Origin of the sequence: Hellea balneolensis DSM 19091 (genome assembly GCF_000428525.1) — a bacterium.
Lineage (GTDB): Bacteria > Pseudomonadota > Alphaproteobacteria > Caulobacterales > Maricaulaceae > Hellea > Hellea balneolensis.
On the sequence record NZ_AUAC01000002.1, the window covers coordinates 872,973 to 898,568 of the forward strand.

At 47.5% G+C, this 25,596-nt stretch carries 25 protein-coding genes; 12 read left to right on the forward strand and 13 right to left on the reverse strand.

Going from position 1 to position 25,596, the window contains the following annotated elements; genetic code table 11:
* Nucleotides 1-257 precede the first annotated feature (257 nt).
* Both greA and F569_RS0104330 read left to right on the forward strand, forming a co-directional pair.
* A complete protein-coding gene (gene greA / locus F569_RS0104325) occupies nt 258-731 on the forward strand; it encodes a transcription elongation factor GreA (protein ID WP_026941200.1) in 474 nt (157 codons plus the stop codon).
* Nucleotides 732-1,712, forward strand: coding sequence for a mitochondrial fission ELM1 family protein (locus tag F569_RS0104330; RefSeq protein ID WP_026941201.1), 981 nt, complete (start codon nt 732-734; stop codon nt 1,710-1,712). It begins immediately after the preceding gene.
* Here F569_RS0104330 and F569_RS16425 read toward each other — a convergent pair.
* Nucleotides 1,705-2,613, reverse strand: a complete 909-nt coding sequence (locus tag F569_RS16425) for a ThuA domain-containing protein (RefSeq protein ID WP_051279281.1) — start codon at nt 2,611-2,613, stop codon at nt 1,705-1,707. The genes F569_RS0104330 and F569_RS16425 overlap by 8 nt on opposite strands.
* Before the next feature lie 110 nt (nt 2,614-2,723).
* Here F569_RS16425 and trxB point away from each other — a divergent pair, with 110 nt between their 5' ends.
* From trxB to F569_RS16430, 3 genes are all read left to right on the forward strand, one after another.
* Nucleotides 2,724-3,686: a thioredoxin-disulfide reductase gene (gene trxB, locus F569_RS0104340; protein WP_026941202.1), complete on the forward strand. Its 963-nt coding sequence runs from the start codon at nt 2,724-2,726 to the stop codon at nt 3,684-3,686.
* 10 nt (nt 3,687-3,696) lie between these two features.
* Nucleotides 3,697-4,599: a LysR family transcriptional regulator gene (locus F569_RS0104345; RefSeq protein WP_034387194.1), complete on the forward strand. Its 903-nt coding sequence runs from the start codon at nt 3,697-3,699 to the stop codon at nt 4,597-4,599.
* Between the two features lie 292 nt (nt 4,600-4,891).
* Complete coding sequence (locus F569_RS16430) at nt 4,892-7,375, forward strand: PAS domain-containing hybrid sensor histidine kinase/response regulator (protein WP_051279284.1); 2,484 nt, start codon at nt 4,892-4,894, stop codon at nt 7,373-7,375.
* Between the two features lie 40 nt (nt 7,376-7,415).
* On the opposite strand, the gene F569_RS0104355 is transcribed toward F569_RS16430, so the two are convergent.
* From F569_RS0104355 to F569_RS16435, 6 genes are all read right to left on the reverse strand, one after another.
* Nucleotides 7,416-7,883 carry a Dps family protein gene (locus F569_RS0104355; RefSeq protein WP_026941204.1) on the reverse strand — a complete coding sequence of 156 codons (468 nt, stop codon included), beginning with the start codon at nt 7,881-7,883 and terminating at the stop codon, nt 7,416-7,418.
* Nucleotides 7,884-7,971: 88 nt separating this feature from the next.
* Nucleotides 7,972-9,126, reverse strand: coding sequence for a pyridoxal phosphate-dependent aminotransferase (locus tag F569_RS0104360; protein ID WP_084168847.1), 1,155 nt, complete (start codon nt 9,124-9,126; stop codon nt 7,972-7,974).
* 88 nt (nt 9,127-9,214) lie between these two features.
* Nucleotides 9,215-9,691 carry a CreA family protein gene (locus tag F569_RS0104365; protein ID WP_026941206.1) on the reverse strand — a complete coding sequence of 159 codons (477 nt, stop codon included), beginning with the start codon at nt 9,689-9,691 and terminating at the stop codon, nt 9,215-9,217.
* A 58-nt stretch (nt 9,692-9,749) separates the two neighbouring features.
* On the reverse strand, nt 9,750-10,541 hold the full coding sequence (locus tag F569_RS0104370; RefSeq protein ID WP_026941207.1) for a hypothetical protein: 792 nt from the start codon (nt 10,539-10,541) through the stop codon (nt 9,750-9,752).
* A gap of 68 nt (nt 10,542-10,609) precedes the next feature.
* The gene (locus F569_RS0104375) at nt 10,610-11,428 is read right to left on the reverse strand and encodes a TIGR00282 family metallophosphoesterase (RefSeq protein WP_026941208.1); all 819 of its coding nucleotides are present in this window, start codon (nt 11,426-11,428) and stop codon (nt 10,610-10,612) included.
* Nucleotides 11,429-11,989 carry a 5-formyltetrahydrofolate cyclo-ligase gene (locus tag F569_RS16435; RefSeq protein WP_084168770.1) on the reverse strand — a complete coding sequence of 187 codons (561 nt, stop codon included), beginning with the start codon at nt 11,987-11,989 and terminating at the stop codon, nt 11,429-11,431.
* 96 nt (nt 11,990-12,085) lie between these two features.
* Here F569_RS16435 and F569_RS0104385 point away from each other — a divergent pair, with 96 nt between their 5' ends.
* Both F569_RS0104385 and F569_RS16440 read left to right on the forward strand, forming a co-directional pair.
* On the forward strand, nt 12,086-14,071 hold the full coding sequence (locus tag F569_RS0104385) for an alkyl/aryl-sulfatase (RefSeq protein WP_026941209.1): 1,986 nt from the start codon (nt 12,086-12,088) through the stop codon (nt 14,069-14,071).
* Nucleotides 14,072-14,124: 53 nt separating this feature from the next.
* Nucleotides 14,125-15,531: a DUF2254 domain-containing protein gene (locus F569_RS16440; protein WP_051279286.1), complete on the forward strand. Its 1,407-nt coding sequence runs from the start codon at nt 14,125-14,127 to the stop codon at nt 15,529-15,531.
* Between the two features lie 9 nt (nt 15,532-15,540).
* On the opposite strand, the gene F569_RS0104395 is transcribed toward F569_RS16440, so the two are convergent.
* The 3 genes from F569_RS0104395 to F569_RS0104405 all read right to left on the reverse strand — a co-directional run bounded on the left by F569_RS0104395 (nt 15,541) and on the right by F569_RS0104405 (nt 18,301).
* Nucleotides 15,541-16,608 (reverse strand): MBL fold metallo-hydrolase, encoded by a 1,068-nt coding sequence (locus tag F569_RS0104395; RefSeq protein ID WP_026941210.1) that lies wholly within the window; start codon nt 16,606-16,608, stop codon nt 15,541-15,543.
* Nucleotides 16,609-16,852: 244 nt separating this feature from the next.
* A complete protein-coding gene (locus F569_RS0104400; protein WP_233353588.1) occupies nt 16,853-17,398 on the reverse strand; it encodes a nuclear transport factor 2 family protein in 546 nt (181 codons plus the stop codon).
* A gap of 30 nt (nt 17,399-17,428) precedes the next feature.
* Complete coding sequence (locus F569_RS0104405) at nt 17,429-18,301, reverse strand: nuclear transport factor 2 family protein (RefSeq protein WP_026941212.1); 873 nt, start codon at nt 18,299-18,301, stop codon at nt 17,429-17,431.
* Nucleotides 18,302-18,405: 104 nt separating this feature from the next.
* On the opposite strand from F569_RS0104405, the gene F569_RS0104410 reads away from it, so the two are divergent.
* Complete coding sequence (locus F569_RS0104410) at nt 18,406-19,278, forward strand: LysR family transcriptional regulator (protein WP_026941213.1); 873 nt, start codon at nt 18,406-18,408, stop codon at nt 19,276-19,278.
* A 261-nt stretch (nt 19,279-19,539) separates the two neighbouring features.
* Here F569_RS0104410 and F569_RS0104415 read toward each other — a convergent pair whose 3' ends face one another.
* Both F569_RS0104415 and F569_RS18755 read right to left on the reverse strand, forming a co-directional pair.
* Nucleotides 19,540-19,905, reverse strand: a complete 366-nt coding sequence (locus F569_RS0104415) for a cell division protein ZapA (RefSeq protein ID WP_026941214.1) — start codon at nt 19,903-19,905, stop codon at nt 19,540-19,542.
* A gap of 2 nt (nt 19,906-19,907) precedes the next feature.
* Nucleotides 19,908-20,204 (reverse strand): DUF4164 family protein, encoded by a 297-nt coding sequence (locus tag F569_RS18755; protein ID WP_051279288.1) that lies wholly within the window; start codon nt 20,202-20,204, stop codon nt 19,908-19,910.
* Nucleotides 20,205-20,354: 150 nt separating this feature from the next.
* Between F569_RS18755 and gap the strand changes: the two genes are divergently transcribed.
* From gap to F569_RS0104440, 3 genes are read left to right on the forward strand one after another with little or no spacing between them, the layout of a single operon-like run.
* Nucleotides 20,355-21,371, forward strand: a complete 1,017-nt coding sequence (gene gap / locus F569_RS0104430) for a type I glyceraldehyde-3-phosphate dehydrogenase (RefSeq protein WP_026941215.1) — start codon at nt 20,355-20,357, stop codon at nt 21,369-21,371.
* The gene (locus F569_RS0104435; protein ID WP_026941216.1) at nt 21,372-22,562 is read left to right on the forward strand and encodes a phosphoglycerate kinase; all 1,191 of its coding nucleotides are present in this window, start codon (nt 21,372-21,374) and stop codon (nt 22,560-22,562) included.
* A gap of 8 nt (nt 22,563-22,570) precedes the next feature.
* A complete protein-coding gene (locus tag F569_RS0104440) occupies nt 22,571-23,611 on the forward strand; it encodes a class I fructose-bisphosphate aldolase (protein ID WP_026941217.1) in 1,041 nt (346 codons plus the stop codon).
* 257 nt (nt 23,612-23,868) lie between these two features.
* Here F569_RS0104440 and F569_RS0104445 read toward each other — a convergent pair whose 3' ends face one another.
* Nucleotides 23,869-24,303 carry an endonuclease domain-containing protein gene (locus tag F569_RS0104445; RefSeq protein WP_233353589.1) on the reverse strand — a complete coding sequence of 145 codons (435 nt, stop codon included), beginning with the start codon at nt 24,301-24,303 and terminating at the stop codon, nt 23,869-23,871.
* 843 nt (nt 24,304-25,146) lie between these two features.
* Here F569_RS0104445 and F569_RS16450 point away from each other — a divergent pair.
* Nucleotides 25,147-25,593, forward strand: coding sequence for a MarR family winged helix-turn-helix transcriptional regulator (locus tag F569_RS16450; RefSeq protein ID WP_051279290.1), 447 nt, complete (start codon nt 25,147-25,149; stop codon nt 25,591-25,593).
* Nucleotides 25,594-25,596: the final 3 nt, after the last annotated feature.

Sequence of the window (25,596 nt, forward strand, 5' to 3'; positions counted from 1 at the left end):
TATTTTTATTAAAAAACTGTTTCGTGTAGGCTTATGGAACAACACATGTCTTAGACACTTTCCCAGACTTGACTCTTGTGTCACAATTTTGCAACATTCAAGAGTCCTTACTTTTTTATCGTCTCCTTTCGTGAATGAGCAATGGACATTCTAAACGGCAGGGTGGCACCCCTGCCGTTTTTCATTTTCCATTAAGGGTTGATTATGTATGAAATATCCTTATCTCTTCGCGGCTTAAGAATTTTGGAACATGAACCATGCAAAAATATCCGATGACAGTTGGCGGCCATGCCGCTCTTGAAGCTGAATTGAAAAACTTAAAGTCCGTCGAACGGCCTTACATCATCAACGCCATTTCCGTAGCGCGTGAGCATGGCGATCTGTCTGAGAACGCGGAATATCATGCCGCCAAAGAGAAGCAGGGCTTTATCGAAGGCCGTATTCAAGAATTAGAGTCCAAATTATCATTGGCCCAAATCATCGATACGTCAAAAATGGATGGAGATACTGTGAAATTCGGCGCGATTGTTAAAATCGTTAATGAGGATACGGATGAGGAAAGCACTTACCAAATCGTGGGTGAAGATGAAGCTAGCGTCAAGGACGGCAAAGTCTCCATTACCTCCCCGATTGCACGTGCCATGATTTCCAAGGAAATTGGAGACACGTTCGAAGTGATCGCGCCGGGCGGCTCCAAGGGCTATGAAATCCTGGAAGTCACCTACAAGTAAATGACCGATGACGCCCTTACCTGTTTCGTCATAAGTGACGGACGGCGCGGGATAGAAAATCAAGCATTGGGGCTAGCGGAAGCAGCGGGACAGATTCATCCACTCGATATTGTCACGCATAAAATTGAAAACGGCGCAGCTTTCAAAGCGGCCTCACCCACCCTTCAATTTGCGATGAAATCCAAGCCTTCTGATTACGGCCTGACAGGTATTCCGCCTCAAATCGCCATTGGCTGTGGTCGCCAAGCCATCGCGCCGCTACTTGCGCTAAAAAAACAGGACCCCGAAACATTTGCCATCTATGTGCAAGACCCGCGCATGGACACGGACCGCTTTGATTTAGTCATAGCACCTAAGCACGACAATATATCCGGCCCCAATGTTGAAACGATGCTAGGTTCGCCTAACCGCGTCACGAAAGCCGAGATTGCCGGTCAAACCCTTAGCTTTAAAAAAGAGCTGAATAAGCTCCCAATGCCGCGGGCCGCTATGCTGATTGGCGGAGTCTCCAAAACGCATAATCTGGATAAAGAGGTTCATAGAATTCATATGGAAGCTGCGGACAAAATTATTACGCAGGGCTACTCTTTAATGATTACGACCTCTCGCAGAACGCCTGATTGGGCGATTAAAGACTATAGAAAGCTCGCATCAGATCATGATAATGTTTGGGGGTATTTTGGCGATGGCCCTAACCCTTATTTTGCTTTTCTGGGAGGGGCTGAAATTCTGCTTGTGACTGAGGATAGTACGAATATGCTGACTGAAGCGGCCAGTACGGGAAAAATAGTTTTAACGCTACCCATGCACGGGAAAGCCGGAAAATTTAAACACTTATATCAGAGTTTGGAGGCCCGGTGTAATATACGCCCTTATGACGGCACTTTGACGGCAGAACCCTACACGCCACTCAAAGAAACGCAGCGCATAGCAGAGCGTTTATGGGCGCATTATGAGGCCCGTACAGCCGCCATCAATTAACGCAGCCGCGCCCTTCACTATCAGTCTTTCTTGCGGTCCAATTTAAAGCATTTTGTAAAATCAGTGTCGCCTCTTTAGCCTCATAAGTCTCATGACGATGACCTTGGGCCGTATAGACGATCCTTGATTGATTATCACCCAAGCATCTGGCCCAGATAATTGGATGATCGGATGGCTTGGGGCCCATCCGCAAATCAGAACGATCGCCATAGACAGTATTTACAGGACTATAGGTGCTCTCATCCAATCCGGCCAAAACAATGAAGTCATCTCCTGGAGGCGCTTCAAATGTATACCATTCATCGATAGCCATGAACTCTTTGCCTATGCCTTGCATGACGGGATGAGATGTATTTAAGACTTCGACTCTGGCCTCTTGAAATTGCGGGGCCATTGGATGGCTGACGAAGGTCGCGCCTAACATCTCATTGTGATAAAAGCTCCAATCCTGATGAGAGGCATCGCCCGCCCCGTGAATTAAAACCGCGCCTTTTCCTTGCGCCAACCACGTTTCAAAAGCCGCTTCCTGCACGGGCGTTAAGGCATCACCTGTCATGTTATTAAAAACGACAACATCAAATTTAGCGAGCTCTTCCGCGTTGAAAATTGCACTATGCTCTGTCGTAAAATACCCAAGGCCCATATCTTTTGCAGCCTTCATTATGGCAAGATCTGCGCCGACAATACCCTCCTCATGACGCCAATCCCGCGTTTCAGAGAAAATTAAAATAGACGGCGTGGGCACATAGCTAAAGTAACGCCCTGTCGTGGGCGGCGCTTCATATGTAGCTATTGCTTCCACAGTCTCAGATTTGGCAGGTTGCAATTGGGCGGTATCAGCAGATGTCGAGGCTGAACAGGCGGCTAGAATAATAGATGAGAGGAGCGATAAATATTTCATAACAGTTCTTAACCCAGCTTTATATCATACACAATGTTGTGTTCACGGCTTGTTGCGAATCTGTATGGCTATCCCTATGTGTGAGAGACGAAAAATTTACGAGAACCTTCATGTCTGACACTATTCACCACAAAGTTATCATTATCGGTTCAGGGCCAGCGGGTTATACAGCCGCTGTCTATGCCGCGCGCGCCATGCTTGAACCCGCTATTATTGCAGGACTTCAACCCGGCGGGCAGTTGACAATCACGACTGAGGTCGAGAACTATCCGGGCTTTCCCGAGATTCAAGGCCCGGAGCTTATGGAAAAATTCAAGGAACATGCCCTGAAATTTGGGACGAGTTTCTATGAGGATACAATTATTGATGTGGATTTCTCAGTCCGTCCTTTCCAGATGAAAGGGGATAGTGGCAAGACGTATACATCTGATGCAGTCATTATCGCAACGGGGGCTCAAGCGAAATGGCTCGGCCTGCCATCTGAAGATAAATACCAAGGCTTTGGCGTCTCAGCTTGCGCCACCTGTGATGGTTTCTTCTATCGCAATAAAGAAGTCGTGGTTGTCGGCGGCGGAAATACAGCGGTCGAGGAAGCGCTTTTTCTGACCAATTTTGCCTCACGCGTGACGCTAGTTCACCGTAGGGATAGTCTTCGCGCGGAGAAAATCCTACAGCACCGCCTTTTAAATCACGACAAAGTCGAAGTGCTTTGGGACACAACACTGGAAGAAATTCTCGGTGATGAGACTCCGTTAGGCGTAACAGGGGTTCGCTTGAAAAACGTTAAGTCAGGCGACGTCTATGACCGCGAAACGCATGGTGTCTTTATTGCAATCGGACATAAACCTGCCACCGAAGTGTTTAAGGGTCATGTGGACATGAATGAAGGCGGATATATTACAACAGCTCCTGACAGTACGGCGACAAATGTGCCCGGTATTTTTGCAACGGGCGATGTGTCTGACGAAACATATCGCCAAGCCGTAACAGCGGCAGGACTAGGCTGTATGGGCGCGCTTGAATCCGAACGCTTTTTGACGGAGCAAGCCGCATTGGCGGAAGCCGCGGAATAGTGCTTGGCTGATGGACACACTTGATTGGGATAAGCTCAAAACTTTTCATGCCGCAGCAGAGACAGGGTCTCTCACCGCGGCGGCTGAATTGTTGAAAATTTCCCAATCCGCAGTCTCGCGTCAAATCACAGCGCTTGAGGACAGTCTCGATACGCCTCTTTTTCACCGCCATGCCAGAGGTCTTACTCTCACTGAACAGGGGCGCATATTATATAATACAGCCCATGATATGGCCCATAAGGTTGCGCTCGCCCAAGCCTCAGTCATTGACAGCCGAAATAAGCCGCAAGGCACACTTCGCGTCTCAACACCAATTTCACTCGGCGCAAATTGGCTGACATCCGTCCTGCCTGAATTCATCGAAGCTTACCCTGAAATAGATGTCCAGCTTATTTTAGAGGATGAAGAACATGATCTCTCAACCTTTGAAGTTGATTGTGCGCTTCGGCCCTGGCCTTCAACGCAAGGTGACGTGATTGAACGCAAACTGGGTACAATTTCACAAAGCCTATATGCGTCTCACGCTTACCTGGCAAAATATGGCGCACCTATTTCCGCTGAAGACCTGGATAATCATAAAATCATTGCATTTGGTGAGTTGATCCCAACACGACTTCACAGCGCAAATTGGGTCCTGAAGGAAGGCCGTGCCGGCCCCGCGCGCGAGCCAGTATTATGTGTAAATAACCTTCACGGCATTATGCGTGCGACTGAGGCTGGTATAGGCCTCGCCGGAATACCCGATTATATGACAGCCCTTTCCCGGCGCCTCGTCAGAGTATTGCCCCAAGTTAAAGGTGACCCCTTTGACGTGTTTTTTGTTTACCCCACTGAGCTTCGCGGCTCAGTCAAAGCGAAGGTATTCAGAGAATTTCTAATGCGGGTGACGAAGAACTGGCAGTCTGAGGACTAGGCTCTACACGTATCCGAGTAAATCTAGAGCTATGCATATATGCATAGCCACCCTGCTGTTCTATCTCTTCTTATCCGCGTGCCATGGGCCTATTTAGAGTTCACAAGACAGGCAGCGTCCTCCCCTTTTAGTTTCCTGTCTTTTGATACCGCGAATAATTCTCCCCGAATATTTTGCGAAGACTTTAACCGGGCCCGGATTATTCCGAGAGCCCGGTTTTTTTCGTTATTTATTAACCCAAACCCCCTAATTAGCCTCGTGGGAAGAATAAACAATAATGCTGTGAGCGCCCGTGAGTCCTGAAAATCAAAACCAAGAACACAATATAGAGCCGGATATTGAGACAGTAGAGTTTGCAGATTCAGGCTCTTATCGTGACAAAATTACCCAAGGCCAAGAGATAGAGTATCTCAAAATGCTGTGTAGCGCGTTAGACGTTGGCGTAAGTATTTTTGATAAAAATCTCGATTACAAATTTATCAGCGACGCAGTTTATCGGGATCTAAATCTAAGCACCAAAGATCTACATATAGGCGACCCCTTGTCTAAATGTCATCAACTCATGCTCGATAACGGCATGCTAACACCTGAACTGATTGAACAGAATAAATTATCTCATCAAGATTTAGAGCAGCGATTAAGTACTCAAGAGAATAATGCTCCGTCTATTATGACACTAGGGAATGGTGCTACTTATAAATTTGTTCGCAAATCTCTGCCAACTGGCCATACCGTTTCAATGGCGCAGGATATCACCGAACTAACAGAAAAAGACCGCCTGTTAAATGAAGCTTTGGACCTAGGCGGTGCGGGATATTGGATCGCTGATCTTGTGACAAAATCTTATGAGCTCAGCTCGACCTTTAAGTCCGTTTTGCCGAAAGATCACATCGATATGCTCAAAAAAGGCGGCATGTTTGCGCTGATACATCCTGAGGACCGCGATGCAGCCACAAAGGCGCTAAAAAATGCGGCGGCTAACAAAGATAAATTCCAATATGCCGCGCGGGCTTTGACACGCAGTGGCTCATATGTTTGGGGTAAAACAGTTGGAGATATTGTTCGCGATATTAATGGTAAGCCCATCAAAATCCGCGCTTTCGTTGTAAATACTGAAAAAGAAAGACGGCATGAAGCCGAACTATTGCGGGCCAAAGATGAAGCCGTTGCAGCTTCTCATGCGAAATCAGAATTCTTAGCGAATATGAGCCACGAAATCAGAACACCTATGAATGGTATTTTAGGGATGGCCGAACTGCTAGCAAATTCCAGTATTGATGACCGTCAAAGAGAATTTGTGAATGTTATAAATAACTCAGCAACAGCTCTTTTAACAATCATAAATGACATTCTGGATTTTTCAAAAATCGAGGCCGGCGCACTTGAAATGGATCCCATGCCCTTTGACCTTAAAGATGCCGTCAACGATGTTGCTTCGATGCTCGCCTCTCATGCGCAAGACAAAGGCTTAGAAATTATTGTCAATTATTCCGCTAGATTTAAATCTAACTTTATTGGCGACGGAGGCCGATTGCGTCAGGTTATTACCAACCTCATGGGTAATGCGATCAAATTTACAGAAAACGGCCACGTCATTGCAGATATTGACATCAGTGAGTTTAAAAACCGTGCAGCTCTGGTTACGATTAGTATTTCAGATACAGGTATCGGCATTGAACCAGAAAAGCTTAAAAAGGTATTCCATAAGTTCACACAGGCCGACAGTAGTACAACCCGCGTATATGGCGGCACAGGCCTCGGATTGTCTATATCCAGAGCAATTGTAGAAATGATGGGCGGAAGAATAAGTGTCCAGTCAACTCTTGGAAAAGGGTCTACATTTACAGCGCGAATACCCTTACAAATCGATGAACAAGCCGATGCTGTCATCTATGATACATCGACGTTATCAGGCAAGCGCGCGCTTATTATTGACGATATAAAGGCAAACAGATCCGTCTTAACTGAACAATTAGCAAGTTGGGACATAAAATCAGACAGCGTAGAAGATGGCGTTGAAGCACTTAATCACATCAAAGACATGGCCTCACGAGGAGAATATTATGATTTAATACTGCTCGACTTCCTCATGCCAGGTATGAATGGGCGTGAATTTGCACAAGTCATTACGAATATGACCGAACTGCCAAACATACCCATTGTTATGTTGTCATCCTGTGATCAGCCTATTTCAAGTCAGCAATTACAATCCATCGGGATCAATAAATATTTGGTCAAGCCTGCACGTGAGTCCCGTCTCTATGACGCTATTGTTCACGTCCTGTCTTCAGCGAAAAGCCCAAATCGGTTCATCGTGGACGAAGATGAAGGTTCGCAAACGCCTTCAAAACCTTTACCTTCTAAAACCGAAATTTTAGTCGCAGAGGACTTTGCACTTAATCAAGATGTCGTCAGGCTTATGCTCTCTGAAACAGACTACATACCAATATTTGCTAATAATGGCCAAGAAGCCCTTGAGCTTTACAAAACGGATCCGAACCGCTTCCCTGTCATTATCATGGATGTTTCCATGCCGATAATGGACGGACATCAAGCCACAAAAGAAATACAAGCTTTTGAACACACCCATGAATTGGTGCCTACACCGATCATTGCTTTGACCGGACACGCCTTGAAAAATGACCGTAATGAGTGTCTGGAAGCTGGAATGTGTGACTATCTCACAAAACCTGTTAAACAGTCCGAATTACTCGAAAAAATCGCTTATTGGACAGGCGCTGAATACAAGGCTGAGGATCAAGCTTTATCAGCTTGACCATGTTTTAAATTCATTCCTGTTCAGTTGATTAATTTACCTAGCTTGCAGTTGCGCGCAGCATCCAAGCTGTTTTTTCGTGAAGCGTAACACGCGGTGCAATAACATCCGCCGTTGCATCATCACCCGCGTCCTCTGCAATGCGAAGTACATCCCGCGCTGTTTTAGCGACTTGTTCGTGTCCCTTTGCTAAATTTTTGACCATAGCTTCCCAATCAGGCTCGCCAGATTCTTCTTTGATAGTCGAAAGTTTCGACATTTCAGAATAAGAGGCTGGAGCATAATATCCGAGTGCGCGAACCCGCTCAGCTAACTCGTCAACAGCCGTCCACATTTCAGTATATTGATCCATGAATTGAGTATGTAACTGCTGAAAATGAGGCCCCTCCACGTTCCAATGATATCCATGAGTTTTCAAATAAAGCGTATAGGTGTCAGCCAGAAGCCGCGAAATAGCGTCAGCAGATTTTTTGCGGTCTTCTTTTTTAATGCCAATATCAATGTCCATTTTTAGTCTCCTAAGAATTTAGTTTTTACATAGACAGATCATAATGATAGGTAAATTCGAATATTTCTATGACTTAAATAGTTTCTGCCTATTTTACCCTAGAGCAAAACTCTTGAATGCGGCTGCAAGCTTCTTTTAGTTGTTCCATCGATGTTGCGTAGGAAATTCTGAAGTTAGGTGACCCATGAAACGCCCCACCCGGGACAACAGCGACATGCGCCTCCTTCAAAAGTGCAGAAGCAAATTCAATGTCATTGCTAATGAGCTGCCCACCTGCAGATCTGCGGCCTATTAAACCGGCACAATTTGGATAAACATAGAATGCTCCATCAGGCTTAGCACAACTAATACCCTCAGCCGCATTAAGTCCTGTCACAACAGCATTACGTCTAGCCGTAAAAGCTATATTTCGCTCCTCAATAAATTCATGCGGCCCGTTTAGCGCTGTAACTCCGGCCCATTGCGATATAGAGCTGGGGTTGGACGTGGACTGGCTCATGACTTTGGCCATAGCTTTTATCATCCATTCTGGCCCGCCCGCATAGCCGATACGCCACCCCGTCATAGCGTAAGCTTTGGACAGTCCGTTCATTGTGAGTGTTCGTTCATAGAGAGCAGGTTCTACCTGCGCTATTGTCGCAAATTGAAATCCATCATAGACAAGATGTTCGTACATATCGTCTGTTAGGACCATGACTTTTGGATGCTTTAAAAGCACCTCAGAGAGTACCTTCAGGTCTGCCGCACTATAAGCTGATCCTGTCGGGTTGGACGGGGAATTCAGGATCAGCCAGCGCGTCTGCGGGTTTATGACGGACTCTAATTGTTCAGCCGTCAATTTAAACCCACTATCCATATCACAAGGGATAACTATTGGTGTTCCGCCGCATAATTTAACCATTTCTGGATAAGAAACCCAACAGGGCGCGGGCACGATAACCTCATCACCTTTATTCAAAGTTGCCATAAAGGCATTAAAAATCACGGGTTTGCCGCCCGGCGAGACATTTATTTGTGAGGTCTTATAAGCAAGCGAATTATCACGCTTAAATTTATCTATAATGGCTGATTTCAACTCAGGGATACCATCAACATTTGTGTAATTTGTTTTACCGGAGTGAATGGCCTCTATCGCAGCCTGTTTAATGTGATCTGGCGTATCAAAGTCGGGTTCTCCTGCGCCCAACCCTATTACATCTATACCCGATGCCTTCATCTCGCGGGCGGCTTGCGTTACCGCCATAGTGGCCGAAGGCGCGACGCGCGATAGGTTATCAGAAATAGAAAATGTCACAGATAGCCTCCTGTTAAGCGACCCTGTTAAAACGGCTTTAGCGTGATGTCCACGTTACATCTGCGCCGTGAAGAGGCACTGTGGCCAAGCTCATCTTGGCTGAGCCATCAACAATCTTTTTGCTGTAAACCAGATAAATCAATGTCTCGGCCTCGGCGTCATAAACACGTCGAACGGCAAGTTTCTTGAAGACTATACTCTGGCGCTGCTTAAAGACTTCCTCGCCGCCTTTTTTTAGGCTGATATCTCCAATCGTGACAGGCCCTGTTATCCCGCAAGAGATAGATCCGTTTGAAGGATTTTCAAACCAATCCCCTTTAGACAGGCGGTCAATAACACCTCTGTCAAAATGCGCCATATGGCAAGTGACGCCTTTTATGTCTTCGTCCTCAAAGGATTCAATTTTGATCTCATTACCCGTCCAATCATTGTTGATTTCAGCGACCTCACCAACACCGCTGCCACCGCAGCCCACAAGACCCAAGGCGGAAAGGAGTAATAGATAGTATTTCATGAGTAAGCCTCTCTCTGTTCACATAGCTTACGCATAAAACAGCGAGACGTTCCCAGATCTAGCGCAAAGTCAGTTCCGATATCCGGATATCCATATTTTGCTCCATACCGATGCCTAAAGCTTTAGCTTTTACGCGCATAGTCATAGTGTCGGTATAAGCAAAACCATTCGGCGCAATAGCGCAGCTCTGTGTAATTTCCATCTCTTTGATTTTAGCAACAACGGCCATGGTCAAGGGGCGAGTAAGCCATATCTGCATGGACCTTAACGTTAGGTCTGGTTTAGATATGATAAATTCGCCGTCTAAGCGCTCCATCATTTTCTTCATCATCTTGCGCTCGGATTTTGACATATCCTCATCCGCATCGCCCTCCATCATAATCTTCGCCATAAGAGCAAGATTGGGCTTTATAACAGCTTGAGTTTCCGTTTCAGACAAGATGGTAAAATTATCTTCGATTTGCTCGGAATTGGTCAGCAAGGCACCATCATCATCTTCACACCAAAATTCCTTTGAAATATCCTCAGTACTTTTTTCTAAATCGCGGGTCTCTTTCAGAAAGGATCTAAACTCATCTGGATAATCCTCTTCGGATGTTGAAATGATCGCAACACGGCTATCAGGCACCGCAGACGGGTCTATCCGTAATCTGGCGGAAAAAGGCTCAGCCCCATCTCTTCCCTCTTTCTCTGACATCACGATATCAAGCGTGTAATTATAAGGGTTGAGTAATGGCGGCGCCGGGCGCGTGACAGCGGCTCTCTGCTCAATGAGTGATTTTAGGCTCTGCGCTTGAGCTGCGGGAACTGAGATTAAGATAAGAGTGAGGGCTGTAAATAGGTGTCTCATGAGAGGCAAGTATTATGCGCAAGCGCTCAACTCAAATTAAAAGGCCTTAATTGGCAGTGGGCCTGTGCCTAGAGTTGAGGGACATGAGGCGAAAGCATTTTCCCGCCAACTCGGATGGGTTCAGCCCTAACGGCAAGGCCTGTTTTATTGTCCGTCTCTACAAATACTCCGCAAAGCGTTCCCTCACCCGATGCAGGGGTAAAGCGGCCGCCTCGCATCCGCGTTGTGAAACGGTGAAGCGGTTCTTCTTTTTCCATGCCGATAACAGAATTATAATCGCCGCACATGCCTGCATCTGTTTGGTAGGCTGTGCCGGATACAAGAATACGCGTATCAGCTGTTGGAACATGTTGATGCGTGCCTACAACCAGACTGGCGCGTCCATCGCAAAAATGTCCCATAGCTTGTTTCTCAGACGTCGCTTCAGCGTGGATGTCAACTATGACAGCATCGGCCACGTCGCCCAAAGGCGCGGCTGATAATTCCCGTTCAACGGCGTGGAAGGGATCATCAAGCGCGTCCATAAAGACACGTCCTAGAACATTAATGACTAAGAGCTGAAACCCGCCAATATCATAAAGCCCTGCCCCGCGCCCCGTAGCTGTGTTGGGCGGGTAGTTACAAGGACGCAAGAGGCGCTGTTCATTTTCTATCACGCTAATACCTTGCGGGTTATCAAAACTATGATTACCGAGGGTTAGCACGTCTGCGCCTGCCTCAAAGAGTTCATCCGCCGTGGCGCGCGTGATACCAAATCCACCCGCAGCATTCTCTGCATTTATCACAACGGCATCCAGTTTCAAATCAGAGCGTAGGCGCGGCAAATGCTTGACTGCCGCTTGCCGTCCAGCTCGTCCGACAACGTCTCCAAAAAAAGCAAATCTCATCTAATTAATAGCCTTAAAATATTGGTCAGTCAAAATGCCGTCGAGAAGATAATCATATTCATCTACAGGCAGGCTCGCCGCTTCTTGCCCAGCATAAGCTATACCGCAAGCAAAAACCTCGCCATGTTCTTTCAGCCGCGCCAATGTACGATCATAAAACCCGCCGCCATAGCCAAGTCGTTCTCCGTGCTTCGTAAAGGCCAATAACGGTACGAGAACAAGCGAAGGCTGCATTTCGGGTTTCTCGGGAAAAGGCTCCCGTGTCCCATAAGGCCCGGCTTTCAATACATCTGACGGCGACCACGCGCGAAATGTCAGAGGCTTCCCTTTTCGCGGCGTACAGGGCAAGGCCAGCTTATGCCCCTGTCCATAACACGCCTCTAAAAGCGGACGAATATCCAACTCCCCTGGCAAAGGCCAATAGCCGCCAATGACATGCCCTTTGAAAATATCCGCGGGTACATGCTCCAAAATCTGTACTTGACCAAAACTATGATTAGCTGCGGCTCTCGTCTTTTTGGCTTGAAGCCGCGCACGAGTTTTCTGTGTCTTGATATCCATGCCGCCTAAGTGCCACGCAAAGCGTTAGAAGGGAAACAAATTTCTCGACGTCGAAGCCTATGGAAGATATGCCATCTAAAACTATAATGTTGGGTAATGATGATGAAAAAATTAGTGTTTGGATTTGGAGTATCACTTCTATTGAGCGCTTGTGCTGTCGAAGCACCCAAAAAATTAGATGCTACGCAGCACTCCATAATGCAACAAAATGAAGCCTTAAAAGCCAAGGTTCACCCCGCAACGATTGCCGCAAATAAGAATTCTGTCAAAGCACTCGATTTTTCAGACCGCCGCGACTTTGACCGAGCCGAAAGAGGTTTTATTGCAAGCTTTGATGATGGCATTGCCGCCTATGACCCGACCCAGTATGACTTCATAACAGGCAAGGCCCCTGATACCGTTAATCCAAGTCTCTGGCGGCAGAGTAAATTACTGGCCAAACATGGGCTCTTCGAGGTCAGTAAAGGCATCTACCAAGTTCGAAGCTTTGATCTGTCCAACATTACCTTCATACAAGGGGACACAGGTTGGATTGTCGTCGATCCGCTCATAAGTAAAGAAGCCGCTATTCGCGCTAAAGCCTTAGTTGATCGTGAACTGGGCGAGAAACCCGTAAGCGCCGTACTTATCACCCATAGTCACATTGACCATTATGGCGGCATACGCGGTCTATTTACTGAAGAGCAGATTGAAGCGGCAGATTTTGAGATCATTACACCAGAGGGCTTCGTTCTAGAAACAGTCAGCGAGAATATCTTGGCAGGCAACGCCATGAGCCGCCGCGCGAGCTATATGTTTGGCGGTCTTCTCCCGCGCAATCCCCAAGGCCAAGTAGGTGTTGGGCTCGGCCAAGCCATATCAAGCGGAGAGCCTGGACTTCTCTATCCTACCCGTGAAATTACTCAGGATTTTGAGAGCTTTGAGGTAGATGGCATTCCAATTGAGTTCATGCTCACGCTTGGGGCCGAAGCTCCGACTGAATTTATGTTTTACATGCCCGAACAACGCGCCTTTTGTCAGGCAGAAATTATCAATCATACGCTTCATAATCTCTACACTCCGCGCGGTGCCAAAGTGCGGGACGGCAAAGTATGGTCAGTTTATATTGATCAAGCCATTCAAAAATATGCGGATAAAACAGATGTCAGCTTTGGCAGCCATCACTGGCCGGTCTGGGGCAAAGAAGACGTCAACGAGCTTTGGATCGGGCAGCGCGACCTTTACCGCTACATTCATGATCAAACTGTCCGATTGGCAAATGAGGGCTATACCATGCACGAAATTCCTGAACGGCTTGAGTTGCCGGACAGTCTTGCCTCAAGTTTTGCAAATCGTGGTTATTACGGGACGCTAAGTCACAACTCCAAAGCTCAGTATCAACTTTATTTTGGGTATTTTGACGGCAATCCCGCAAATCTTAATCCATTGCCCCCCACAAAAGAAGCAAAGAAATTTGTGGACTATGTGGGCGGCGCTAAGGCATTGCTTGAGAAAGCCGAGGCTGATTACGAAGCGGGTGAATTTCGCTTTGCGGCCACAGCGTTAAATCATCTTATCTTTGCCGAGCCCGAAAATGAAACGGCCCGAAATTTATTAGCGCAAGTCTATAGACAGCTTGCTTATCAATCCGAGTCTGGATCTTGGCGGAATTTTTATCTCACAGGCGCTCAAGAATTGACCCAAGGGGTGATGGATTTGCCACGCCCGAATACGGCCAGCCCAGATATGATAAGATCAATTCCAATGAACTTATACTTCGACTTACTCGCAGTAAAAATTGATGGTAAGAAAGCCGCCAAGAAAGATTTGGAACTGAACTTTGTAATCACGGACACCGATCAGAAAGCGCATCTATTCCTATCAGGCGGCGCCCTGCATCACCGCATGGATACTACCAAAGACGATATTCCGACGCTGAATATAACCCGCTCAGGATTGGATGCGCTTAACCTGAAACAAAAATCGGTGGCAGAATTACGCAAAGAAGGCGCAGTTACAATGAGCGGAAATCCGCTGAAAATAAAAGCGTTTTTCGACCTCATAGAAGACCCAGAATATTGGTTTGAAATCGTGCGGCCCTAAATTAAACTTGTAAAGGATGGAACCTTTAGGCGGTTGATGACATAGCTATAGGTATGAATGCGCGCCTCATCAAATTTTGGAATGATCTTCAAAGCAGTTATTATTTCATTCCAGGATTAATGGCTCTGGGAGCTATTCTTCTGGCGGTACTAACCAGCCACATAGACAAAACGCTGGAATTCGAAATATCTGAAAAATTGGGTTGGTTTTATTCTAATAAGGCAGATGGCGCGCGGGCCATCCTCACAACCATTGCCGGATCAATGATGACCGTCGCCGCCGTGACATTTTCTATCACAATGGTCGCTGTAACGTCTGCAGCCGGGCAATATGGGCCGCGCCTCATCGGTAACTTCATGCGTGACCGTGCCAATCAAGTAACGCTTGGTACCTTTACCTCGACATTCGTCTATTGTTTGTTGATCCTACGAGTGGCTCGAACAGGTGATTCAAACGGCGTTGAGAACGCAGTTTCGGAATTTGTTCCGAATGTATCACTTTTAGTGGCCATGTTGATGACAATGTTCAGTGTCGGCGTGATGATATATTTCATCCATCACATTCCCGAAACACTCAACGTTGGAAATATCACAGGTAAGGTTGGGCGCAAACTCCGCAACGATATAAAGAAGATGTTTCCAGACGATATTGGTGATGAAGAAAACACAACAGCCCCAGAAATAGACTCATCGCTTTTTAAAAACTATGAGAGCTTTGATCTGCATGCAAAAGCGGAAGGCTACATACAAGCCGTCAATGAAGAGGCTATTCTAAATTGGGCCCACGATAATGATGCCATTGTGCGGCTTTATTATCGTCCCGGAGACTTCGCGATTAAGGGCAATGCCCTTATGCGTATCTGGCTGAAAAAGGGTAACCAATCAGGTGAGGCCAACAAGAACCTTGAAACACCCCGAAATAGCTTCGCAATGGGACAGCAGCGCACGGCCCACCAAAACATCCTCTTCCTTGCTGACGAGCTCGTTGAAATATTAGTTCGCGCCCTGTCGCCCGGCATCAATGATCCTTTCACCGCAATCAATTGTATCAACTGGTTTCATAGTGCCTTGAAAACCATGATGCTTGTGAAAATCCCCTCTCCTTACCGCAGAGACGAAAAGGGTGATTTAAGGGTTATCGCCCATCCGGTTTCGTTTGAACGCTTTGTGAGCGTTATTTGTGACCAAAGCCGACCCTATATCGCGGCAGACCGCAATGCAGCCCTTAAAATGCTGACGATACTCACGGAACTAAGCGCTGAGGCCAATAGGAAAGGTCACCGCGAAATTCTTACAAAACAGATCAAAAATTTGAGGCTCTCAGTGAAAGACAATCCTCAATCAGAATTTGAACGTAAAAACTTAGAGATCTATTTTGATCAATCCGAACGCATGATCGCAAACCCTGAGTATTATGAAGAAGTTCTCAGCGGCGAAGGCTGGATCGGCGGACGCTCATAAAGAAAACTATCAAAGCCCGTATTCGTAAATAATATCTTCAGAAGCCGATGGAAGACGAATAATTGTCCCGTCTTCACTAACGGTAATTCTCCGGTCAAAATGCGCATCAGCTCCCTTCACGAAGAGGGGGATCAGAGCATCATTAGGTAACATAGGCACGATGTGATAAAGTACGAGCGCTTGAGCCTGCGCCGCTTTCGCAGTCTTAGCGGCATCAACAGGCGAAGTGTGATAATCTCGAATATCATTGAAAATTTGTGCCAAACGATCCGCGCCATTAGCCTTGGCGCTATTCTCCAAGGTTTTTACCATCTCCATGTTCAACGCCTCATGCAACAAAACATCAACGCCTTCTGAAGCCTTAGCTACATTGAGGTCATAAGCGGTATCACCCGAAATCGAAATCGATCTATCTTTGTAATCTACGCGATATCCAAAAGCCGGTGAAACTGGCTCATGGCTGACGCGAAAGGCCGTTATTTTCACGCCGCCTTGTTCAAAAACAGTCACGCTGTCGTCGGTCATCTCTATCTCTGAGCCCTTGCCGCCAAAACCTGACGGGTTTGCAATCACCTCGCCGTGATGCGCTGTGCGGTAAGTGCTGTCTAGTTGATAGGCCATGTTAAAGCCATCAACAATTTTGGCTGTTCCATGCGGCCCCCTCACGGGTGTAGGTTCAGAGCGGCCGCCATTGATCCAACGTCCCAACAACATTTCACCTAATCCGTCCAAATGATCTGAATGTAAATGCGTAAGGAATATGGTCTCGATGCGCCCCACTGGGAAGCCCATAGGCCCAAGATTTCGGGCCCCGCCCGTACCGGTATCAAAAATGAATGCCTGATCTCCAGCCAGAACACCGATGCAAGGGCCGCTGCGTTTGGGGTCAGGCAAAGGCGAGCCCGCCCCGCAAATATAAACATGGAGGCCGTCGGCGAGCTCAGCCGCTCTGTCCACGCCTACATTCTCGAGAGTCAACTTCTCATAGCCTCTCTCGACCATTTTTGGGAGAAGAAGCTGCCGCGCTCCGGCCAAAATAACAAACCCTACTAAAATAATTATAATCAGCTTTTTCACGTTATGTCCCCTCAAAACGACGTGCCCAAAAAGACAGATGCCACGCAAAGCTCCATAATGGAAATAATAATTTCCAACAGTTAGCTACATGAAGCCTCCAATAGAGCCTAAAAGAAAAGAGACATGGCTCTGCATTAGATATAACAAAAGACTAAGCATATAGGGCGAAGCAAAATGAGAAATTGTCAAAAATAAAGCCTCCAAAAGGAAGCTTTACAAAATAACTAATAAGATAAGGATTATGTTACTTTGATCCGTGATAGGCTTGAGACACTGCAAAGCTGTCTTCAAACCAATTCCAACTTTTGACCTTACCTTCATCTACATTGACTCTAACGGCCCAACTGAACTTTCCTGTATTCACACCTGAGTTATTGGCTACAGCGCTCATTGTACCCATGAAAACAGCTTGGTCGCCATTCGAAAAACTATAATCTGTTGTCCAACTTGTTGTTTTCAACCCGCCGCCAAAACTAGGCAAAAATTTGTTTAAAACCGTCTCTTTGCCTTCCCAGTTTCCAATCCAAGGCACTGAGCTGTCCCCTTCATTATGCCAGACAAAATCATCGGCCATCAAATTGCTCATTGTCGCCATATCACCTGAACCTGCAGCCTCCAAGAATGATTGTGCGATCTTTAAGGTCTTTTGGCTTTGCGCATAATTTGCTGGCAAACTAGTCGCCGCTTTGACGACTGATGCCGAGCTCTCTGAGTCAGAGCTTGAAGCCCCGCAGGCAATAAGCCCGAATGCTGCAACGCTCATGATAGTTAATTTACTAATCGATTTCATATTTATCTCTCCTGATTTTATTATGAGGTCTTAAAATTTACCATTCTGATTTTTCCAATCAGATTTTGGTGGGATGGGTTGAATGACGTCCCAATGCTCAACGATCAGGCCATCTTCGAGACGAAAGAGGTCATAAAATGCAACATGGTCACCTTTGCCAAACTTCCCTTCACTCATTGAGAGAACAAAGTTTCCTTGGCCTAAGACCTTGTGAAGCGTGTCATATTGCATAACCAGACCATTATCCGCGAAATATTTCATCGCCGCCCCAAAACCGTCAAGGCCATCTGCAACAGCGGAATTATGCTGTATATATTGTGTTGGGTTTATGTAATTGGTGATTTTATCCATTTGGCCGCCCAGTAAGACATTATTGATAAAGTCTGTAACGACCTTCTTATTCGTATCAGTCTTCTCAAGGTCAGTAATGACTGTGGGGCCATCAAACTGGGTGTGACCGCTTGGATTTGGCGGCGTAATATCAGCCAAATTATCCCAATGTTCTACGATGAGACCATTTTCAAAACGGAAGACATCAAAACCTGCTTTGGGGCCGAAAAAATCATATTCGGTATGAGTCACAACATAATCCCCATCCGCAAAGGCCCTGTGTATTTTTGCGCTGAAACCCTGTGGCGGCGCGTTTTGCATGATGGCACCAAACCCCGCCAATCCATCCGCAACGTCAAGATTATGTTGAATATATTTGTTTGGGTTGATGTAGGCAATTGGTGTTTGATCGCCAGTATTAAAACTATTGAGAAGTGCAATAGCTTTTTCAGTATTTGTTGTCATTGACACCTCTTTTGAAGATATATCGGGGTTCGTATCGGGTATAGCTGTGCATGCTGCGATGGCGGACATAGTCCCTGCTAAGAAAATGGATTTAAAAATTGTGTTCATCTTCAGCTCCTCTGTTGAATTGACATTCTACTAGCGATGGAGACGAATAAAATATATATCATTTAATTAACAATACTATTCAGAATATTAAACAACGAGACTCCATGATAGATAAATTGAAATCAATGGCTATTTTTGCCGCTGTTGTTGACGAAGGTTCCTTCAGAGGCGCGGCTAAGAAATTGGCTATTTCCCCGGCTATTGTCAGTCTTCATGTAAAAAAATTAGAGGAACAAATTGGCGCGCCACTACTATACCGCTCGACGCGCAGAATAAGGCTCACTCAAGATGGCAAAGCTTTTTATCCTGCGGCTAAGGCTATGATAAGCGCTGCTAACGACGGATTGGGACAATTTGCAAGCCAAGCCAACATCCACCTTACTGAACTTCGTGTCGCAATGCCGGATACCTTATCAACAAACCCGATTATCGACAGAATTTCTGACTTTGTCAAAAACCATACGGGCATTCGATTGAACTTAATGTCAACCGATCATCAACAAAGCCTTATCAATGAAGGCCATGATGTGGCTATACGCATGGGGCATTTTAAAGACTCAGATCTAAAATCCAAACGTATAGGAGAGGATGAACGCATTCTTGTTTGCGCGCCCTCCTATGCTAACAAAAAAACAAGACCTCAAACGCCTCAAGATGTCTCTGATTGGGACTTTGTAAGTTTCTCATTAGTCCCTGATTATATGGTGCTGCATAAAGAGAAATTGGTAAGCGAAAATATTTGGGGAACCGTTATTGCTAAAGGTAGTTCAGCTCAGTCTGTCCGAGCGCTTTGTGCCGCTGGCTTAGGTTTAGGCGCCTTGCCTTATCACCTTGTCAAAAGAGATTTGGAAGCACAGCGTTTAATTCGAATTTTACCAGACTGGCATGACCCAAAAAAGCTTCCCATCTATTTGGTGTGGATTTCGAATGCGGATCTAAGCTTGGCTACGCGCGAATTCATAAATTTTATGAGCTAGAAGGAGCAAAAGTGACGGCCCCACTTGGTCCGTGGAGGCTTAAGAATCCTCGTGAACCTAAGGTTCAAGTGGGTGTCGGAATTAAACAGACCACGGTCTGCACAGAGCCAACTCCCGAGGAGTTAATTAAGGTCCGCTGGATTAGTGCCTCTCACGAAACCCGCAGTAACCGTCTGGTTTTATGTGGGGGCTGCGCAAGCAATTAGCAAGCATATAAAGTTTGCTATCCCGCCGCCTTGAAGTGCAATGATAGCACCTAGACTATCCCTTATCCGATAAACGTTCTGCTAAGCGCTCGATGCGCATAGCAGCATCTAAGAGACTATCAGCGGCTTTGAGTTCTGTACGTTCTGCCAATTGCGTCGCGGCGGTTGTTTCTTTGCGCAAATTTCCGATACGCTTATCAACTTCATTATCGACGGATTTATCCATATCCTCTAGCTCGTCCAGCATCGTAATTCCGGCCATAACAAGAAGCCGCAGGTCTCCGATTTGGCCGAATTGGTTCGCCATATTATTGACTCGGTCATCCAGTTTTTGACCAAGGCGCATGAGGCGCTCTTCTTCTCCGTCATCACAGCCCAAAGCATATTTTCGGCCATTTATGTTAAGACTGACTTTGGCCATGGCTAAGCCTCCCCTAACGCATTACGAACTTGGCTTATAACGCGATCAAGCTCTTGCGTGGTTTCATCGGCCAAAGCATTAAACTCTTTCTCCCGCGCGCTAAAGGCTTCCTCTTTGGCTTTGCTCTCATCAAGCTTAGCCGCTAGGGCCGTTCGGTCCGCGCCCATTGTCTCGACCTCTTTCGCTTGGACTTCCAAACGACTCACTTTGTCTAGCAGTGGAGTTAGCGCGCCCTCTAATGATTGCAATGCAGACTGCAATCTGTCAGCGGCCGTTTTTATGTCAGCGCTGTCATTCATTTTGTTTCCCGAATCTTTACCTAATCCCCATAGAATGGCGCAATAATTGCGGTTCAACAAGCTATAATCTGTTGACTTGAAATAGCCCCTCCGCCATTGCGGGCGGGCTTATTAACATGACTAAAGCTACGCTGTAGCAGGAGCATTTGAATGGCTATTCGCATTGGCATTAACGGCTTTGGCCGCATTGGCCGCCTCGTTGCCCGCGCCCTCTCAGAATATGACATTCAAGATGTAGAGCTTGTCGCGATTAACTCGCCCGGAGCCGCCGCAACGTCCGCTCATTTATTGCGCTACGATTCTGTTCACGGCCGGTTTGGCGTTACAGTTACTGAAGGTGATGGCTGGATAGAGTATGGACGCGGCAAGGTTCGCATGACTCATGAGCGCGACCCATCCAAGATAGCCTGGGGTGATTTAGATGTTGATGTCGTCATGGAATGTACAGGTATTTTCCGCTCTAAAGAAACTGTACAGCCTCATCTTGAGGCGGGTGCAAAAGCTGTTTTGATCTCTGCCCCCGGACAGAATGTGGATAAGACGATTGTTTACGGCGTAAACCACAAAGATTTAGGCCCCGATGATATCGTCGTATCTTGCGCGTCCTGCACAACCAATTGCCTCGCGCCGATTGCCAAAGTCATCATGAACGCCGTCGGTATTCGCAGGGGCTTTATGACAACCGTTCACAGCTATACCCAAGACCAACGCATCCTCGATAATTCCCATAAAGACCTTTACCGCGCTCGCGCTGCGGGGCTTAACATGATCCCCACCAGCACAGGGGCAGCCAAAGCCGTCAGCCTTGTCTTGCCAGAGCTTGAAGGGAAACTTTCAGGCTCTGCCGTACGCGTGCCAACGGCCAATGTCTCAATGATCGACCTCGCCTTCCAACCCGAAATGCAAACAACCGCCGAAGACCTCAACGCCGCCATGAAAGCGGCGGCAAAAGGCGAGATGAAAGGCGTGATATGTTATAGTGAAAACGCGCTCGTTTCATCTGATTTGAACCATGACCCGAACTCCGCGACCTTTGCAAGCCCGCTAACCAAAGTCTTAGATGGTCATCTGGTTAAGGTCATTGCCTGGTATGATAATGAATGGGGTTTTGCCAACCGTATGATCGATGTCTCCCGCGAAATGGGCAAACATCTAAAGGATAAATAAATGGACTTTAACCGCCTCAAAGGAACCCGCCTCAAAGGTAAGACCGTCATTGTCCGTGTGGACTTTAACGTGCCGCGCAACAAAGACGGTTCCATCTCTGATGACACGCGCTTACAAGCAGCTTTGCCGACGATCAAGCATCTACAAAAGTCTGGCGCAAAGACCATTCTCCTGTCACATTTCGGACGCCCCAAAGGTAAGCCGGATGAGGCCCTGTCGCTGCGCTTCATCGTACCGGCTCTAGCCGAGGCCTTGGACAGTGAAGTTATGTTCAGCCCAAACTTAAACACTCAAGTGGTGACTGTGTTGGAGCCTGGCGGCGTCATGCTGATGGAAAACACCCGCTTTCACAAAGGCGAAACCGAAGGCGATAAAGAGCTCGCCCAAGAGTTTGCCGCGCTTGGCGATATTTTCATCCAAGACGCATTCTCAGCGGCGCACCGCAATCACGCGTCTTCCGCCGTTATCGGAGAGATCCTCCCCTCTTTTGCAGGCCTCGCCATGGAGCGCGAGCTCGATCATATTTCTCAAGCCCTCATTAACCCGAAATCCCCTGTCATGGGCGTCGTCGGCGGGGCGAAAGTCTCAACCAAGATTGACCTACTGAAAAACCTCGTCTCCAAGCTCGACATCCTCGCCATTGGCGGCGGCATGGCCAATACATTTCTCTATGCGCAGGGCCACAAGGTCGGCGCCTCTCTTTGTGAAACTGATTTCAAAGACACAGCGCTTGAGATTATGAAAAATGCTAAAAAGGAAAAGTGCAAAATCATCCTGCCCACCGATGTTGTGGTTGCCAAAGACTTCAAAGCCAATGCTGACCACCGTCAATGCGGACTGGATGATGTCAAAGCCAAAGAGATGATATTAGATTGCGGCAGCGCCAGTGTAGAAGAGCTCATGGACGCGATGGACGCTGCCAAGACCCTCATCTGGAACGGGCCATTAGGGGCATTTGAACTCACCCCCTTTGATACCTCCACTGTCGAGGCGGCCAAATATGCGGCTAAGCTGACGAAAAAAGGTAAGCTTGTCTCTGTGGCGGGCGGCGGTGATACGGTCGCGGCCCTGAAACATGCGGGCGCGGCTGATGATTTCACATTCATTAGCACAGCGGGCGGCGCTTTCCTCGAATGGATGGAAGGCAAGCCATTGCCTGGTGTCGAGATTTTAAAGAAGAAGCAGAAGTAGGAACAGTCATGGATATTCAAGCCCTCAACGACATTGCCGTTAAAATGGTCGAGCCCGGCAAGGGCATCCTCGCAGCGGATGAGTCCACCGGAACAATTGGCAAGCGGTTCGACTCTATTGGCACGGAAAGCACCTTTGAAAAGCGCCGCGATTGGCGCGAAATGCTCTTTCGTACACAGCCCGCTATGGAAAACCACATCTCGGGCGTTATTCTCTTTGACGAGACCATCCGCCAAGACGCGGCGGACGGCACATCACTGGTCAAGCTGATCCAAGATAGCGGCGCGATCCCCGGCATCAAAGTCGATACAGGCGCAAAACCGCTTGCGGGGCGCCCCGGCGAGACCATCACCGAAGGCCTAGATGGTCTGCGAGACCGCCTTAAAGAGTATTACGAGCTCGGCGCACGCTTTGCGAAATGGCGCGCTGTCATCGAAATCTCTCACCCTGATCAATATGTCGGCATGACCCCGACCATTGGCGGCATCAAAGCCAACACCCATGCGCTCGGACGTTACGCGGCGCTCTGCCAAGAAGCGGGCATCGTACCCATTGTTGAGCCTGAAGTCCTGATGGGCGGCCATCACAATGTCGCGCGATGTCACGAAGTCACAGAGAATGTGCTCAACTCCCTCTTTACCGAGCTTTACGAGCAAGGTGTCAAACTTGAAGGCACAATCCTAAAACCCAATATGGTTGTCGCGGGTAAAAAATGCACGCTCCAGCCCTCTCGCGAAGAAATCGCCGAGCGCACCATTAAAGTCCTCAAAGATACCGTCCCCGCCGCCGTGCCAGGCATAGCCTTCCTATCAGGCGGCCAAGACAATGAAGAAGCCACCCGCAACCTCGACATGATGAATAAAATCGGCGGCTTCCCATGGAAACTCACCTACTCCTACGGCCGCGCCCTACAACAAAGCGCCCTCTTCGCCTGGAAAGGCAAAGCAGAGAATTATGATGCGGCCCAAGCGGCGTTTAACCATAGAGCGAAGATGAATGGCCTCGCGAGTAAAGGTGAGTGGAGTGAAGGGTTAGATGCTGCTGGTTAGGAAAGCGTTTCCCTAAAACGCTGGGACAGGACGACCAAGTTTCAAATTAGGGATGCCTCCTTCCCCCGTTTACGGGGGAAGTACCCACGCAGTGGGGGATGGGGGGAGCGGCAGGTGGCGACCTTTGATAGAATACCTTTGCCCGCTTAAGCCGTTATTTCTGGAAGGAGCAAAAATCAATGGGTTTGGTGTGATGCGCTCCCCCCTCAGTCACTGCGTGACAGCTCCCCCGTGAGTGGGGCGAGCGAGTGCGTTTCTTAAACTTGGTTCTTTAACGCGTCCCATATGGCTTCAATGACGCCGTCCACATCACCGTAAACTTCATCATTTGTGAACCTTATGACTCGCCATCCTAAACCCTCCAACACTTCTGTGCGCTGTGCATCATAAGCTAGTTCTTCATTGGTGCTGTGGGTGGCTCCGTCAATTTCAATGACGAGCTTTACGCTGAGGCAAACGAAGTCAGCGACATAGTCTTCTATAGGGTGTTGGCGTCTGAATTTATAGCCTTGCAAGCGGCGACTGCGTAAATCTTGCCAAAGTTTGGCTTCAGCCGTCGTTAGATTGCGCCGCAGGGTCGAGACGTGTTTTCGGGATTTCCATTCGACTTCGCGCATAGCTCTAGGGGTAACAGTGAAGTGCCTTATAGGCAAATAGAGGCTTTCCGTTCGCCCTCCGTCACCTTGCAACATTCCAAATCCTCGCTAAATCACCCAAAAATCTCCGCTCGTACTGCACTCCCAAACAATCGTATCCTTGGTCCCCTCACCTGCCCCTATATTCAATCTTGTAAATGCGGGCCGAGACGTTGGCTTGGGTTTACACAGGTCAGGGATAGGCCCTGATGTTTTTGACAAAAGGAGCCTTATGGCTTGATCTGAAATATGTTTTCGCGGGGTTTGTGTTTTTTGTTTCACCAAAAGACACATTGGACAGGTAAGACGTTACTTACTGCCCTGCGAGACGGTGTGGCCAAGGCGGCGTGCTAAACGAGCACGAAAAGGCCGGGTCTCTGCGGGCGTTTTACGCGCAGATAAAAACACCGCCGCGGGGGTCATCCCTGTGTTTATTAGTTTCCCAGGTGTGCCTCAGTGCATGCCCCCCCGCGGACGTCCACTTTTTAGTGGCGGATTGCCGCCCACCAACCCAATCCGCAAGCCCTTCGGGCAGGATGAGTTTGGTGAGTAAACTCTGAGCTGCCACATGATGGGCAGCCGCAAAAAGCGCATGGAAAGGTAACGAATAAGCCCAGAAAAAGAAAACCCGATGTCACGAATGACACCGGGCCTTACCACATCAACGGGGCGCAATGTTGATGTAATAAATCATCCCACAAAATGATTTCCAATGATTTACCCCCAAGCAAATCACGACACAACGAGATAATAGTTTTTTATGAACGTGACATGAATAACTGTTGCCCAACAGTAAGTATAAAGACATATAATAGTATTATTCACAGAGGCTGTATCGTAGAAACAGATAGAATAAGGGGTCTAAACGAATGTCTAAGGAGATCCCTATGAGCAGGCAGTATGACGATGGTCAATAATCCTGAAAACTCACTTCCTTATCATATCAGGGGCGCTTTTCGCGGATTTGAAACCGCTTTGGCGCGTTATCTGACCACGATGAATTTACCAGTCTCGCAATTCTATATTTTAAGATTGCTCTGGGAGGAAGATGGCAACACACAAAGTGACATTGCAGAGCAAGCCAGTATGAGCGAGAGCGTCGCGTCTCAGGTGATTCAAAAAATGGAGAAGGCTGGATTGGTGACCCGGCGCAAGGGCTCTGGTGATGATCGTAAAAGATATGTCTTCATAACGCCCGAAGGTATCACCCTCAGGGAGAAAATCATGACCGAAGGCATACAACTTTCAAATGAGCACCGTCCTGATATATCGCGCGAAGATGTCCTCACGACCATTTCTGTGCTTATGAAAGTTAAAGAGGCTTTCGATGCGTTTAATGCGCAATGAGCG